The following is a 15728-nucleotide window of genomic DNA, read 5'->3' on the forward strand; positions in this document are numbered from 1 at the left end:
AGCAACGAGGAGATGCAGGACATCTCCAGCATGGCGATCCGCGTGAACGATTTCCTCGTCGGCCTCTTTGCTGCGATCAACATCCGCCTCGTCGATTTCAAGCTCGAGTTCGGCCGCATCTGGGACGGCGATTACAGCCGCGTGATCCTGGCGGACGAGATCAGCCCCGATGGCTGCCGCCTGTGGGACATGGTCACCGGCGAAAAGCTCGACAAGGACCGCTTCCGCCGCGATCTCGGGGGCGAGGAAGAAGCCTACCAGGAAGTCGCCCGCCGCCTCGGCCTGCTCGAAAACGACGGCGGCCCCAGCGAAGTCTTCGACCTCGGCGCCCACCGCAAACTGCGCGGCAAGAAGTAAGCCTCAGCCATCCGTCCCCGAGCTTGTCTCGGGGCGGCGGCAACGCGCGCCTGACGACCGCGCCTAAAGCACGAAATCCGCCGCCTCCAGCGTCGGCGCCCCGCTCAGCGCGATCACGAAATCGGCCCTGCCGTCGCCGTCGATATCGCCCCGGACCAGCGTGCTGCCATCGACCACGACCGCGCGCACTTCGCCCGCGTGCTTCGAGAATGCGGCATCGCCGATGAAGCTGAAGGCCTGATTGCCAAAGGCTGTGCTGTCCGCGTCGATCGCGGAAAGGTCGATCCGGTCGCCCTCGGCATGGCTGAAATCGGTGATCCGGTCGGCCCGCGCCGGCTGCAGTCCCACGAAGGCCGCCCCATCGAAGGCAAACGTGTCGGCATCCGCACCGCCCGTCAGCAGGTCCTGTCCGCCCCCGCCGATCAGCAGGTCGCGCCCCGCCCCGCCGCTCAGCGTGTCGCCGCCCGCCCCGCCATCGATCCGGTCGGAGCCAGCTGTGCCGATGATCCCGTTCGCGCCGGCATTGCCCACGATCTCCAGCCCGCGGCGCAGCTCGCTGGCGTCGATGTCGATGGCCGTCCTGCCAGCCGTATTCGCGGCCATGCCATTGCCTGTCCCGATCACCACGCGCTCTAGGCCCAGATCCTGCGCGAAGAGCTTGAGGGTTTGCGAGGTCCTTGCCGCAAACCGCAGTTCGTCCGTCCCGAACAGGCCCGTGTCGCGGATTTCGGCGGCAGGATGATCGGCGGCCGAGGTGATGACATAGCGGTCGCTCCCCTCGCCGCCATAAAGCCGGTCAACCGCGGCGCCGCCGATCAGCACATCATCGCCGCCAAGGCCGCGCAGGATATTGGCATTCTCGTTCCCGGTCAGCACATTGGCGGTATCGTTTCCGGTCCCGGCGATGGCCGCCGGCCCCACCAGGGTCAGTTCCTCGACATTGGCGGCGAGCGTATAGGAAACCGTTGCCGTCACCGTATCGCCGGGCGCGAAAGTGCCGGTCTCGATGATGACATCGCCCCGGTTATCGACGATGTAGCGGTCCGCCCCGTCCCCGCCGATCATGGTGTCGGCGCCCTTGCCGCCGTCCAGCAGATCGTCACCGTACGCACCGGAGAGACGATCAGCCCCGCCATTGCCCAGGAGCGTGTTGTTGAAATTGCTGCCCGTGATATCGTCCGCGTAGGCAGAGCCCAGGACATTCTCCATATCATAGAGAATGTCCCCGTCTGGCCCCACGCCGTTGCTTTGAAGCGGGTCATACAAGGCGAGCACCACGCCCCCCCGATAAGCACGGTAATCGACGGTATCGATGCCTTCATTGCCCTCGATGATATCGGCCCCTGATCCGCTGACGATCCGGTCATCGCCCTCGCCGCCCGAAACGAAAGCGCCCGTCTTTCCGGTGATCAGCAGATCGTTTCCGCCCCAGCCGAAGACGAAGACCTTTTCGTCGCTGCCATTGCCGCCAACGGTCACCCGATCGGCATAGTTGGTCAGGCTGATGGCTTTGAGGATCTCGAAATTGCGGATGACCCCGCCGGCGATCGTGATCGCACGTGAACTGCGCATCGCATCGGTCGCGAAGTGCACGCCGGCGCTGGCTTGCCTGAGGTCGAGATAGAGCGCATCGCCCGCGCCGCTGCCGCCATCAGCGTCATCGCCTGCGCTGATGCTGACAATGTCATTGCCGCCGCCCGCGCTCACCACATCATGCTCGTCCGGCGTATCCGGGGTCATGTCGCCGCCAAAGCCGGCCGCGTAGATTTCGTCCGTCCCCTTCCCGCCCGTCAGGGTATCCGAACCCCGGCCACCCGCCATTTTCGAGCCGGTATTGGCCGCGATGATTTGATCATCCCCATCGCCGCCGGCGGCGCCGAAGATGGCGCCAAAGCCGGCCTGCAGATGGATCGTGTCATTGCCGGTCCCGCCGTCGATGTTATCGGCCGCATAGATCGTGTCATCGCCTTCGTCGCCAGACACGGGGCCGAACTGTCCGGGGTTCGCATAGATCGTGTCGTTGCCCGCATCGCCGTGCAGTGCGTAGGCGATGACGGTCAGGCGGCCATCGACGATATCGTCGCCGTCACCGCCGATCATCGTGGCTGTATACTTGCTGGCGATCAGGTGGTCGTCGCCGCCCATCCCGAACACTTCCGTCACGCCGTCATAGCTCGTGCCGCTGCTGAACAGGGTGATCGTGTCGGCAAAGTTGCTGCCGGTCACCGTGTGCAAGTCCTCGATGTTCGAGATGGTGCCGCCGCCGATGGTCAGGACGCTCTGGGTGAAGTCGGCCGTCACGCCGCTCTTCGCGCCGAGGAAATTGATCGACAGCGAATCGCTGTCCGCCCCGCCGTCGACGGTATCTCCATATCCGGCGAGCAGCCGGTCGCGGCCTGCGCCGCCCTGAAGGATGTCCCGCTCCCTGCCGGTGTCGGGCGCAAAGGCGGAGGCGAACTCCTGGCCGAAACTGGCATCGCCGGTGTCCGAGGCCAGGATATCTTCGCCATCGCCGCCGTCGATCGTATCGGCGCCGCTCCCGCCCTGGATCGCATCGACCGCATTGCCGCCCGTCAGCGTGTCATTCCCGCCAAGACCGCTGATCGCGTTGTCCTCGTTTGGCCCGGTATAGATATCGTCCTGATTGGTACCGGTGTAGACGGCCACGCCATTTCCCCTTCATTGCGGCGACAGGGTACTGCGTGCGCCGTTCGCGGCAAACCGCAAATGCCGCCAGTTTGGCCTTCCTCTGTTTCACCACCAGGATGGCAGTGACAGTTTGATCAACAGCCCGACCAATCCCGGACGGAGCGGCCCACACAGCGCCATGCCGAGGATCTGGGGATTGCTGCAACTGTCACTGCAGGCTCACCGCAGCCGCACCCCGTTGCGACCGCAAAAAGCAACGGGATCGCCTCACGGCGACCCCGCTGCGCATGTGATCCCCATGCGGGAAACCGTCCGATCCCTTACAGAACGAAGTCCGTGACCGAGAGGGGCGTGGCACCAAGCACGTCGATCTGGAAATCGGCGACGTTATCGCCGTTCACATCGCCGAAGAGCTTGATGTAGGCCTCGGTGGTGGCCGTTGCCTTGACCGAAACGCCCCACAGGTTGCCGGCTGCGGCATTGGGCAAAGCGCGCGGATCAACCCCGAGCCAGGTGAAGCTCTGGTCGCCAACCACAGTGGCATTGGCGTCCATTGCAGATAGATCGAGCTTGTCCATGCCGCGCATGAAATCCTTGATCTGGTCGATCCCATCCCCGATCCGGCTGTCGCGGACATTGGAGAACATGAACTTGTCAGCGCCCGCACCGCCCCACATGAAATCGCTGCCGGCCTCGCCCCACAGCACGTCGTTGCCGTCGTTGCCGTAGAGGTAATCGTTCATCTGGCCCGCGCGGATCGTGTCGCTGCCCATGTCGCCGTAGAGCTTGTCGAAACCCTGTCCGCCGGTGATCAGATCATTGTCGGCGCCGCCGTAGATCGTGTCGTTTCCGGCATCGCCCACCAGAAAATCGTCGCCCGCACTGCCGCCGATCAGGTCATCGCCGATACCGCCGTAAGCCGTGTCGTTCCCCGCGCCGCCATAGAGCTTGTCGTTGCCATCCTGGCCGTAGAGCATGTCATTGCCGTTACCGCCAGAGAGCATGTCATCGTTCGCGCCGCCATAGAGCTTGTCGTTCCCGTCCAACCCTTGCAGGTTGTCGGCCCCGGCTTCGCCATAGAGGGTGTTGCTCCAGTCATTGCCGCTGATCGCATTGGCCAAGGCATTGCCGGTCACTGTCGTCGGGCCGCTGTACGCCGTCTTGTTGGTGATGTGGTGATAGTGGATCAGGTTTTCGACATTGTCCGGCATCGTGATGGCGGAGCCGTTGAAGTGGATCGTATCGATCCCTTCGCCAACGTTCTCGGTGATCGTATCCCCATAGCCATCGGTGCCATAAGTATCGTCGCCGATTCCCCCGACCATGGTTGAAAAGCCGTCGCTGACCATCAGGTCATTGCCGGCGCCGCCCCACATTTCGTCAACTTTGTTGCCGCCATAGATGCTGTCGTCGCCATCTTCGCCGTAGAGCTTGTTTCTGCCATCGGACTGGCCGATCGATCCCCATTTCCAGGTTCCGGCGATCAGGGTGTCATTGCCCGTGCCGCCGTAGATCGTGTCATCGTCGTTGCCGCCCGTCAGAATGTCGTTGCCGGCGTCGCCGTAGATCAGATCCTCTCCCTTTCCGCCACTGACGGCGTCATTGCCGCCGTTCATCTTTGCAAAGTCGTTGCCGATCCCGAGTTCGGCGGAGTTATCCCGGCTGTCCCCGGTCACCTTGATGTTGGTAAGCGCCTGTCCGCCCGGCAGCTGATAATAGGTGAAGTCATCAAACTCGTAGGCTTCAATGTTCTGCGCCAGAGCGAAATTGAAGTCCTTGATATAGCCCTTGATCGTATCGAAGCCGCCACCGGCAAGTTCTACGATCGTCACATCGTCCTGATCGTAGTAGGGATTCGCAATGTCGGTGAGATCGTAGAGATCATCGCCGGTTCCGCCCTTGGCAATGTTGCCCTTTGCCAGCCACATTTCATCGTTGCCCGCCCCGCCGTCGAGCACATCGCCGCCCGACACCCGGCTCCAGATGAAATCGTCGCCGTCGCCGCCATACATCGTGGCCTTGCCGTTGAATTCCCAAGGGCCGGTTTCATCGTGCTGGATGCTGTCTCGTCCAGCGCCGCCGTAGATGGTGGCACTGCCACTGCCCTGGACAGTGATGGTATCGTTGCCATCGCCCGCCTCGACGTAGAGATTGCCGTCCATGTAAGCCGTGATGGTGTCGTTATTGCCATACGTGTAGACGTCGTAGTCGTCGCTCATGTCATTGAGCAGGCTTCCGAGCGTAATGACGTCGGCAAAGCCGTTGCCCTGAATGATTTTCTTGGCCATCCGATTTCTCCCCGTGATCTGCGCGGCAATCGCTTGCCGATGGGGAGACAATGCACGCGCCTTGTAAGCGGCGAACATCGCGCGAGCGGGAGTTTGGTCTCAATTGTCACAGGCCTCGTGACATACGTAACAGAGGCCTGCGGAGCTGACCTTGTGGCAAGCTGTGGAATGGGGCGGGTTTCGGCAGGGGATCACGCTGACCGGTGCAACACCCCGAAATCCCCGACCTTCACGCCTCGCCCTACTCCACCACCGGCAGCGCGATATAGCTTCCGTCCGCGCCCCCCAAGCTCACCTTCTGCGTGGCCTTCACATAATCCCCCGGCTTCGCGTCGAGGATCGAAGGCACGAACGTCTGCGGATTGCGGTCGTAGAGCGGGAACCAGCTGGACTGCACCTGCACCATGATCCGGTGCCCCGGCAGGAACACGTGGTTCGCCTGCGGCAGTTCGAACACATACTCCAGCGGCGTGTTCGCCTTGATCGGGCGCGCCTCGGCCAGCGTCTCGCGGAAGCGCCCGCGGAAGATGTCCATCCCCACGGCGAGCTCGTATCCGCCCATCGCCCGGTCGCCCGGCACGTCATCAGGATAGACGTCGATGAGCTTCACCACCCAGTCGCTGTCGGTCCCGCTGGTCGAGGCGGTGAGGTGCACCACCGGCGCCCCCGCGATTGTCACCGGCTTGTCCAGCACCGGGCCGACAAAGGCCAACACATCGGGCCGCCCCGAAACCGGGCGCTGATCGCCCACCAGCCAGGTCGGCCACGGGTTGCCGTCATAGCCCTCCTGCTGGTTGGGGCGCGGATAGTACGTGACGGGCTTGGCGGGGTCGGAGACATAGTCCACCGTCCCCGCCGTAGCTGAGGGCTCGAACGCCAGCCCCTCGCCCGGCAGCAGATAGAGCTTCTTCTCCGTCTTCGCGCCAGAGGACGCAGGCGGCCAGCCGCCCAGCTTCTGCCACTGGTTCGTGCCGCTCTGGAACGCGCTCACCGTGGGCACGTCCATCGGCTTGTCATAGAGATAATGCGCAAGGAACGGCGCAAGCACGTTCATCCGCCACCACTTGCCGGTGTCCGCGTCCCAGTTCAGCGCGCCCAGCGTATCGGCCTTCTCGATCGCCTGCCCGTGATACCATGGCCCGATCGACATGTGCAGGAGGCCCTCCGTGTCCTGCGGCTTCAGCGCCTTCCATACCGCCGGCGCGCCGTAGATATCCTCCTGGTCCCACAGCGAATGGACAAGCAGCGTCGGCACCTTCAAGGGCGCCTTGGCCAGCACCTTGTCCATCGCCTGTTCCTGCCAGAAGCCGTCCCATGCCTGGTGCTGCTTGATCTTCTGCCAGAAGCCGATCTGGTCGAGGCCCTTCGCCGTCGCCAGCGCGCCCGCCGAGCCGTACTTCATGAAGTGGGTATAGGCGTCCGCCTCCGCCACTTCATACTTGTTGGCATTGTCGCGGGTCGCCACCTGCTCCCAGATATAGCTGATCCCGATCTGGCGGAACGCGCCATTGTGGAACCAGTCATCCCCGCGCCAGCCATCGACCATCGGGTTCATCGGCACCGCCACCTTCAGCGCCGGATGCGGGTTCACCAGCGCGGCAAGCGCGGTGAAGCCATCATAGCTGATGCCGATGATGCCCACCCGCCCGTTGCTTTCGGGCACGTTCTTCACCAGCCAGTCGATCGTGTCGTACGTGTCCGTCGCGTGATCGGTCTTCGTCGGGTTCAGCGAAGTACCCACGAAAGGCCGGTTCATCACATACGTGCCCTCGGAGCCATATTTGCCCCGCACGTCCTGCACCACGCGGATATAGCCGCCGCCCATCACCACATCGGGCGCATGGTCATAACCATCGAGCGCCATCGCCATGATCGGCGAGCCATGCTGGCTGGTCATTTCCTCGGCATTGTAGGGCGTGCGCGTCAGCAGCATGGCAGCACCATGGGCGCCCTTGGGCACCATGATCACCGTGTGCAGCTTCACCCCGTCGCGCATCGGAATATCGACCGCACGCCGCTCGTAATCGCGCGCCGCCACCGGCTCCGTGATCTTCGCCGGCCGCTCGTCGTAGACCGGCCCCTTGGCGGGCGCGGCCAAGGCTGTCCCCGCTCCCGAAAGCAGCAGCCCCGCCAGAATCGCCGCGCGCACAATCATGATCTTCCCCCTCAAACCGAGGGGGGAGCTTATCACCCCGCCGCGCGCTGCCAAGCCCGCGCAGCAGGGCGCGTCAGATCAGCAGCGCGTTCTCGACCGGCGCGATCTGCTGGTTGAACGATCCCTCATCGATCAAGCGGAAGTCACTCGCGGCAAGCACGGTGCCCGGTGTGAACGTCGCGACGAGGATCTTCGCCTCAGGCCCATTGGCATCGAAATCGGCCCACAGATAGCCACTCGCCTTGTCGTAGATCGCCACATCGTCGGCATCCCTGGCACTCGTGCCGAACGCAAGACCCCCGGCCAGGAGCAGACCGGAAACAAAGGGATTGACCACCAGGAGCGTGTCGACCCCGCTGGTGAAGTCGGTAATCCTGGTGGCAGCGTACCCGGCATAGGCCCCCACAACAAACTGGTCACTGCCCGCACCACCGGTCAGGCTGTCCCCATCCGCGCCGCCGAGCAGGAAATCGTTGCCATCGCCGCCGCGCAGCGTGTCCACGCCGCCTTGCCCGATCAGCGTATCGCCCCCGGCACCGCCTTCGAGAACATTGGCGCCCCCGTTGCCGCCGATGAGGTCGTTACGCGCACTCCCGGTGATATTGACCGCGCCGGTACCAGCGGCCACCGCGACTTCGATATTGGCGGCTACAGTGCCGTTCGCGGTGAAGACCATCCGGTCGAAGCCTTCATCGGCGTTCTCGCGCACGGTCACGGTCGGCCCGTCGATCAGATAGGTGTCGTTGCCCTGTCCGCCGATCAGCAGGTCCTTGCCCCCGCCGCCGCCCGCCAGCACGTTCGTCTCACCGGTCCCGATGATCGTGTTGTCCCCGGTGTTGCCGGTGCCGCGCAGCGCTGCGCCCGCAAGCGTCAGGTCCTCGACATTGGCGCCCAGCGTCCAGTCAACCGATGCGGTTACAAGGTCGCGCCCCTCGCCGGCTTTCTCGGTCACCACGTCGCCCGCATCGTCGACGTTGTAGCGGTCGTCGCCCAGCCCCCCGGCGAAGGTATCGGCACCGGTTCCGCCATCGAGCAGATCGTTGCCGGCATCGCCTTGCAGGTTGTCGTTGCCATCACCGCCGAACAGCTGATCATTGCCGAGCCCGCCCAGCAACTGGTCCGCGTCCGCGCCGCCGAACAGCCGGTCAAGCCCATCGCCTCCGCTCACCGTATCGACCCCGGCGCCGCCGTCCAGCCAGTCGTTCCCGGCATCGCCCTGCAGCGCGTCGTCACCGTCCCCGCCCAGCAGTTTGTCGTTGCCGAGCCCGCCAGACAGCTGGTCCGAACCCGTGCCTCCGGTCAGCTTGTCGAGACCGTCACCGCCGTAAAGCGTGTCGTTGTCCGCACCGCCATCAAGGCTGTCGTTCCCGGCATCGCCAGAGAGCGTGTCGCTGCCATCACCGCCGGCGAGGCGGTCGTTCCCGGCCCCACCAGACAACGTGTCCGCACCAACTTCTCCGGAGATCAGATCGGCGCCTTCGCCGCCATCGAGAACGTCGTTGCCGCCGCCGCCCGCGATCGTATCGGCAAAGGCCGTGCCGATCAGGTGGTTGGCGCCGTCATTGCCCAAAACAAGCAAGGCGCGGCCGTAGGCTGATGCATCGAAGTTGATGGCCGTGGTGCCCCACCTATCGGCCACCCGCGCGTCGCCAGTGCCGATTGCGATGGCTTCAAGCCCGGTCCAATCCACCTGCGCAACAAACGATGTCGCGGTTGCTGCGCCGATGCGCAGCTCGTCGATCCCGACCGCTCCGGTGTCGGCAATCGTCGCCTGCGCCAGGTCTGCTGCCGAGGAGAACACGAAGACGTCGCTGCCTTCGCCGCCATCGAGGCTGTCCGCCCCGCCGCCGCCGATCAGGAAATCGTTGCCGCCAAGACCCTTCAGCACATTGGCCGCACCATTCCCGGTCAGGTGGTTGGCGAGCGAATTGCCCGTGCCGTCGATGGCCTCGGTGCCGGTCAGCACCAGGTTTTCGACATAGGACGGGAGCGTGATCGTGGCAGAGGACTGGATCGTGTCGGTGCCCTCGCCGGGCACTTCAAGGATCCGGTCGGCCGTATCGCTCACGATATAGGTATCGTCCCCCGCGCCGCCGCGCAGCGTGTCGATGCCCGCGCCGCCCTCAAGGATATCGTTGCCTTTGCCGCCCGAGAGGCGATCATCACCTGCCCCGCCGAACAGGGTGTCGTCACCCGATGCACCTTCGATCCGGTCCGCCAAGGCCGAGCCGGTCACGGTCTCGACATGGGCGAGGACCGAAAGGCCACCGATGAACCCGCCGGCGTAGGTATCGACCATCCTGACGCTTACGCCGAACCTGGCACTGGAAAAGTCGGCACTGTCGATACCATCACCGCCGTCGAAAAACCCGCCTGCGCGGCTGGCCAGCAACTGGTCAGCCCCGCCATCGCCATAAAGCGCATTCGCAAAACCGGGCGAGATGAACGTATCATCCCCGCCCGCCGCATGGATCGCCTCGATGGTGCTGGCATCGCCATCCACCGTAATCGTATCGGCATGGGCCGAGCCGGTCAGACTGCGCAGCGCTTCGATGCCGCGGATCGTCGCACCATAGAATGAGCCCGTGCCCGAAAGGATATCGCCGGTCGCAAAGGTCAGCCCGCTCGCCGCACCGGCAAGGCTCAGCCTGAGGGTATCGTTGCCATCGCCGCCGTCGACATCGTCGCCGAAGCCCGCGGTGATCTGGTCGTTCCCGCCGCCGGCGGACACGACGTCCTTTTCGGTGCCGTTGTCCTCGGACAGCAGCGAGGTGAAGTCGGCATCGCCGGTGATGATGGTATCGGCCGCTCCCATCCCGATCAGTGTATCTGCGCCGGTGCCGCCCGCCATCTCGGTGCCATTTGTCGACGCCTCGATCCGGTCGTTTCCGGAATCACCAAAAACGGCTCCGGCATAATAGCTTGCCTGCACATAGATCCTGTCGGAGCCTGAGCCGCCATGGATCTCGCCGTGTGCATAGATCGTGTCACTGCCCGCGCCGCCGTCCGCTGCCGCAAAGGTGTTCGTATTGGTGTAGAGCGTGTCGTTGCCGTTCCCGCCCATGACCTTCGAAAGGTATTGGCTGGGCCGGCCGTCGACTATGTCGTTGCCGTTCCCGCCATCGAGCATGGTGGTGTAGTAACCGGCGATCAGCGTATCGTTTCCGCCCATGCCCAGCACGGTGCTGAACTCGGTGTAGCCGGTCGAATGATCGCCAGCATTGATTGTGTCGCCAAAGTCGCTGCCCTGCACCCAGGTCAGGTTCTGGATGTTCTTGATGGTCCCGCCGCCGACCGTGACCACGTCCTGCGTGAAATCTGCCGTCACCCCCGACGCGGCACCCATGAAGCTTATCGAGAGGTAGTTCCCGTAATATTCGTACGAACCGCCGTCGACGTTGTCGCCATAGCCTGCGTAGAAGTGATCGTTGCCGTCGCCGCCGGTCAGGGTGTCCCGTTCCGTGCCGGTATCGAGGGAGATCGCGCGACCGAAGTATTCTCCGAACCGGGGTGCCCGGTCGGCTGAGGCGATGTAGTCGTCACCCCCGCCGCCACTCAGCGTGTCGGCACCGCCGCCGCCACTGATCATGTCGCCAGTCGCCGTGCCGGTGTAGGTGTCCTTGCCCGCAGTACCAAGGAAATCGGCCATCCTGCCCCCCGCGCCCGCAGACGCCCATATTGGTGTTCTCGCCGCAAGCGCCGTCCGGCAGATCCTCGCGCCCGCATCATCTGTGAAGCCGAGCCAGCCGCTTGGCAACAGCAGGATATAACCGCTTCGGTGTTCGTTTCGGCACGCCGTGCGCCGGGCGTCATTGCGCATTCACCTGCAAGCCGCCAAACACCGCAGCCGATGATTCCCCACGCCTTTGCCCGCTTTGCTCTGCTGCTCTTTGCCGCGCTCGCACTTGCTCCGGTGCCGCTTGCCGCCAAGTCACCCCCTGTCTGGGCGTTCGAGAAGAGCGACCTACCGCCCGATCCCGCCTTCCGCTTCGGCCGCCTCGCCAATGGCATGCGCTATGTGATCCGCCACAATGCCACGCCCAAAGCCACCGCCGAGGTGCGCTTGGCTGTCGATACCGGCTCGCTCGACGAACGCGATGGCGAGCGCGGCTTTGCCCACTTCGTCGAACACATGGCCTTCAACGGCAGCGCCCACGTGCCCGAGGGCGAAATGGTGAAGCTGCTCGAGCGCGAGGGGCTTGCCTTCGGCGCCGATACCAACGCGCAGACCAGCTTCGAGTATACGCTCTACATGCTCAGCCTCCCGCGCAATGAGGCCCGGCTCCTCGATACCGCGCTGATGCTGATGCGCGAGACGGCAAGCGAACTCGCCTTCGATCCCGCCGCGGTGGAGCGCGAGCGCGGCGTCGTCCTCTCCGAACTGCGCGACGGGCAAGGCTACGCGCTGGAGAACAGCAAGGATCAGATGGCCTTCGTCCATCCGCGCGCGCACTATCCCGATCGCTTGCCGATCGGCACGGTGGACTCGCTGAAGGGCGCCACCGCGGCCGCGCTCCGGGCGTTCTGGGCGCGCGAATATGTGCCTGCAAAGACCACGCTGATCGTCGTCGGCGATTTCGATGCCGATGCGGTGGAGGCCGCGATCAAGGCGCGCTTTGCCGATTGGCCCGCGCGCACGCCTGCCAAGCGCCCCGATCAGGGCCGTGTCCTCGTGGAGCAGCAGGGTGCCGCGCGCATCCACCTCGATCCCGCGCTTTCCGAACGGGTCACCGTCTCGCGCCATGGCCGCTGGCGCGACGAACCGGACACCGCCGAACAGCGCCACATCAATCTGCTGCGCCAGATCGGCTACGGGGTGATCAACCGCCGCCTTCTGCGGCTCAGCCGCATCGCCAAGCCGCCCTTCCGCGGCGCCGGGCTTGGCACCGGCGAGGTCTTCCGCATCGGCCGCACCACCAATCTCATCGTCGACACGGCGGACAAGGGCTGGCGCGATGGCCTCTTCGCCGCCGCGCAGGTCTACCGCGAAGCGCTCGACAAGGGCTTCACCGACGCCGAAGTTGCCGAACAGGTCGCCAATGCGCGCACCGGCATCGAGAATGCGGCCGCAGCCGCCGATACGCGCAGCAACGATGCGCTGGTCGGCGCCGTGCTGCTCCTGCTGCGCGACGACAAGGTGCCGACCACGCCAGCTTCGGTGCTCGAACGCTTCAACCGCAACGCTGCCGCGTTCACTCCCGCCGCGGTGCTTGCCGCGCTGCGGGCAGACGCGATCCCGCTCGCCAACCCGCTAGTCCGCTTCCAGGGCCGCACCGCGCCAGAAGGCGGCGAAAAAGCCCTCCGCGCCGTATGGGACGAGGCGATGGCCGCCCCCCTGCGCATCACCGTGCGCCAGCCCTCGGGCACCTTTGCCTATACCGATTTCGGCCCCCCGGGCACCATCGCCGCCGATACCACGCGCGCCGATCTTGGCCTGCGCCACATCCGTTTCGCCAACGGCGTCCGCCTCAATCTCAAGCGCACCGATCTCGAGAATGACCGCGTGCTGGTGCGCGTGTTCATCGATGGCGGCGAACTCATCGATACGCGCGCGAACCCCCTCGCCACCGAGATGACCGCGATGCTCCCCACCGGCGGGCTCGCGAAGCACAGCCAGGACGATCTGCAGACCCTGCTCGCCGGTCGCTCGGTCGGCACGAACATCACCGCCTCGGGCGATGCCTTCGCGCTGGGCGCGGGCACCACGCGGCGCGATCTCGAACTCCAGCTACAGCTCCTGGCCGCGCTGATCACCGATGCGGGCTGGCGCGCTTCGGCGGACGTCATCTACCACCAGTCGATGACCAACTTCTTCGCGCGGCGCGATGCGACCCCGGCTTCCGCGCTCGCCAACACGCTGCCCGGCGTGCTCTCGTCCGGCGATCCGCGCTTCACGCTCCAGCCGCCCGAAGCCTATCAGGCGATCACCATGGCGCAGCTCAAGGCCGCCATCGGCGACCGGCTGGCACAGGGCGCGATCGAGATCACGCTTGTCGGCGATTTCGATCCCGACGCCGCGCTTGCCATGGTCGCCCGCACCTTCGGCGCACTCCCCGCGCGCGAGCCGGAGTTCCGCCCCTACGAAGAGGCCCGCGAGCGCAGCTTCACCGCCACGCGCGGCCTCACCGTGATCCGCCACAAGGGCGAGGCCAACCAGGCCATCGTCCGCTACGTCTGGCCGACCACCGACGACCGCGATCCGGTCACGGCGATCGGCCTCGAACTCCTTCAGGAAGTCACCGGCGTCGCAGTGCTCGACACCGTGCGCGAGGCGCTCGGCAAGGCCTATTCGCCGGGTGCCTCGTCCTCGCTCAGCCGGGTCTGGCGCGGCTGGGGCACCTTCAGCGTCACCGCCTCGGTCGATCTTGCCGATGTCGCCGCCACGCGCGCGGCGATCGAGCGCACGATCGCGGATCTGGCCGCCCGCCCGATCGATGCGGACGTGCTCAGCCGCGCCCGCGCGCCGATGCGCGAGCGGCTCGACAACCTGCTCAAGACCAACGCCGGCTGGCTTGCCCTCACCGAACGCGCGCAGAGCCAGCCGGACCGCATCGCGCGCTATCAGCAGGCCCGTGCACGCCTCGACGCCCTCACCGGTGCCGACCTCCAGGCGCTTGCCCGGCGCTTCCTCGCCCCCGATCAGGCCGTCATCGCGCTCGTCCTCCCCGAAGGCGCCCCCGCCCCAGAACGGGCTCCGCCGCCTGCCCGTTAGGGAGGATGGGCGTTTCGACGTTTAGGCGTACCCTCCGTATTGAGGGCACTTGGCTCGCCGGAGGGTCTACCCGCCATGTTCACCCGTCTCGCATTCGCCGTCGCTGCGCTCGCCCTCGTCCCCACTGCCGCCTTCGCCGGCCATAGCGAGCTGGAAGTCCCGCCCGCGGACACCTTCCTGCTCGGCGGCGAACAGAAGGCCGACATGATCGTTTCCGGCCGCAACACCGGCCAGACCACCGTCTCCGTGCTCGCCGCGACGGATGGGTCCTCGCCCGAGATCCTGATCGCCACCGTCGCCCCCGGCGCCAGCTTCAAGCACGCCTACCGCCCTGGCGAGATCGCCGTGATCCGCAACAAGTCCTCCAGCGAAACCGCCCGCCTCAGCGTCGATTTCACCGGCAGCCCGTCCAGCCTCTCGATGGCCTACCTTCTCCCCCAGAAGGATTGAGCGCAGGGCGGGGTCAGGCCACCGTATCCTGATAGCGCCGCACGGCCACGAACCCGAGCAGCGCCAGCATCCCCGCCAACACGCCCATTTCGGGCACGGCATCGATGATCCCCCAGCCCTTCAGCATGATCCCGCGCACCAGCCGGATGAAATGCGTCGTCGGCAGCACTTCGGCCAGCGTCTGCGCCCAGCCCGGCATCCCGCGATAGGGAAAGGCAAAGCCCGAAAGCAGCACCGAGGGCAGGATGTAGAAGAAGCTCATCTGCATCGCCTGCAGCTGGCTCTGCGCCAGTGTAGACAGCGTGAAGCCGAGGCCAAGGCTCGTCACCATGAACAGCAAGGTCGCCCCCAGCAGGAGCGGCAAGGGCCCGGCGAACGGCACCTGAAACAGGAACCGCGCGGCCAGCAGGATCACGCTCAGTTGCACCACGCCGATCGCCAGATAGGGCACGATCTTGCCCACCATCACCTCGAAGGGCCTGAGCGGGGTCGCCAGCAGGTTCTCCATCGTCCCCTGCTCCACCTCGCGCGTCACCGATAGCGCGGTCAGCATCACCATCGTCATCGACAGCACGATGGCGAGGAGGCCCGGCACCACGTTGTGGCTGGTGATCCCTTCCGGATTGTAGCTGCGGTGCAGTACCAGATCGACCGGCGATGGCCCCGCCGCACGCGCTGCCAGCGGCCCGATCAGATCAAGCCCCAGCGCGGTGGAGACAGCCTCGCTGATCGCGCTGATTGCGGGGCCGGTCGCGGCTGGATCGGTCGCGTCCGCCGTTACGAGCAGTTGCGGCCGCCGCCCGCGCACCAGATCGCGGCCGAAATCGGCGGGGATCGTCACGACGAACTGCACCTTTCCCTCCTGCAGCAGCGCCTCGCCCGCGCCGGGGCTTTCCACCAGCTCGGTCACCTTGAAATAGGTCGTGTTCCGCAGCGCCGCATCGATCGAGCGCGCAAAGACAGAACTGTCCCCACGCTCGATCGCCATCGGCAGCCCACGCGGATCGTTGTTGATCGCATAGCCGAAGATCATCAGCTGCATCAGCGGCATGACCAGCATCATGCCCACCGTGCCCCGGTCGCGCAGCATCTGCCGCACTTCCTTGAACACCATCGC

Annotated in this window: 8 protein-coding genes; 3 read left to right on the forward strand and 5 right to left on the reverse strand. The window is 65.4% G+C overall.

Features of this window, described 5'->3' with window-relative positions; translation table 11 throughout:
- On the forward strand, window positions 1–357 hold a 357-nt coding region (locus Q0082_RS07680; RefSeq protein ID WP_298191295.1), incomplete at its 5' end, for a phosphoribosylaminoimidazolesuccinocarboxamide synthase.
- A 63-nt stretch (window positions 358–420) separates the two neighbouring features.
- Here the strand turns inward: Q0082_RS07680 and Q0082_RS07685 are convergent.
- The 4 genes from Q0082_RS07685 to Q0082_RS07700 all read right to left on the reverse strand — a co-directional run bounded on the left by Q0082_RS07685 (window position 421) and on the right by Q0082_RS07700 (window position 11098).
- Complete coding sequence (locus Q0082_RS07685) at window positions 421–3024, reverse strand: calcium-binding protein (RefSeq protein ID WP_298191296.1); 2604 nt, start codon at window positions 3022–3024, stop codon at window positions 421–423.
- A 302-nt stretch (window positions 3025–3326) separates the two neighbouring features.
- On the reverse strand, window positions 3327–5294 hold the full coding sequence (locus Q0082_RS07690; RefSeq protein WP_298191297.1) for a calcium-binding protein: 1968 nt from the start codon (window positions 5292–5294) through the stop codon (window positions 3327–3329).
- A 241-nt stretch (window positions 5295–5535) separates the two neighbouring features.
- Window positions 5536–7449, reverse strand: coding sequence for a CocE/NonD family hydrolase (locus Q0082_RS07695; protein WP_298191298.1), 1914 nt, complete (start codon window positions 7447–7449; stop codon window positions 5536–5538).
- A 73-nt stretch (window positions 7450–7522) separates the two neighbouring features.
- Entirely contained in the window at window positions 7523–11098 is a 3576-nt protein-coding gene (locus Q0082_RS07700) for a hypothetical protein (RefSeq protein ID WP_298191299.1), read from the reverse strand.
- Between the two features lie 201 nt (window positions 11099–11299).
- On the opposite strand from Q0082_RS07700, the gene Q0082_RS07705 reads away from it, so the two are divergent.
- Together Q0082_RS07705 and Q0082_RS07710 are read left to right on the forward strand one after the other, a co-directional pair.
- Window positions 11300–14161 carry a pitrilysin family protein gene (locus tag Q0082_RS07705; protein ID WP_298191300.1) on the forward strand — a complete coding sequence of 954 codons (2862 nt, stop codon included), beginning with the start codon at window positions 11300–11302 and terminating at the stop codon, window positions 14159–14161.
- A 75-nt stretch (window positions 14162–14236) separates the two neighbouring features.
- Window positions 14237–14611 carry a hypothetical protein gene (locus Q0082_RS07710; protein WP_298191301.1) on the forward strand — a complete coding sequence of 125 codons (375 nt, stop codon included), beginning with the start codon at window positions 14237–14239 and terminating at the stop codon, window positions 14609–14611.
- 13 nt (window positions 14612–14624) lie between these two features.
- Here the strand turns inward: Q0082_RS07710 and Q0082_RS07715 are convergent.
- The coding region (locus Q0082_RS07715) for an ABC transporter permease (protein WP_298191302.1) at window positions 14625–15728 on the reverse strand (1104 nt) is incomplete at its 5' end.

Origin of the sequence: Novosphingobium sp. (assembly GCF_027489515.1) — a bacterium.
Lineage (GTDB): Bacteria > Pseudomonadota > Alphaproteobacteria > Sphingomonadales > Sphingomonadaceae > Novosphingobium.

Excerpts from the sequence above, each read along its gene's own strand:
- Q0082_RS07710 (WP_298191301.1), top strand. The coding sequence starts at position 14,237 with ATGTTCACCCGTCTCGCATTCGCCGTCGCTGCGCTCGCCCTCGTCCCC.
- Q0082_RS07700 (WP_298191299.1), bottom strand. The coding sequence starts at position 11,098 with ATGGCCGATTTCCTTGGTACTGCGGGCAAGGACACCTACACCGGCACG.
- Q0082_RS07705 (WP_298191300.1), top strand. The coding sequence starts at position 11,300 with ATGATTCCCCACGCCTTTGCCCGCTTTGCTCTGCTGCTCTTTGCCGCG.
- Q0082_RS07695 (WP_298191298.1), bottom strand. The coding sequence starts at position 7,449 with ATGATTGTGCGCGCGGCGATTCTGGCGGGGCTGCTGCTTTCGGGAGCG.
- Q0082_RS07690 (WP_298191297.1), bottom strand. The coding sequence starts at position 5,294 with ATGGCCAAGAAAATCATTCAGGGCAACGGCTTTGCCGACGTCATTACG.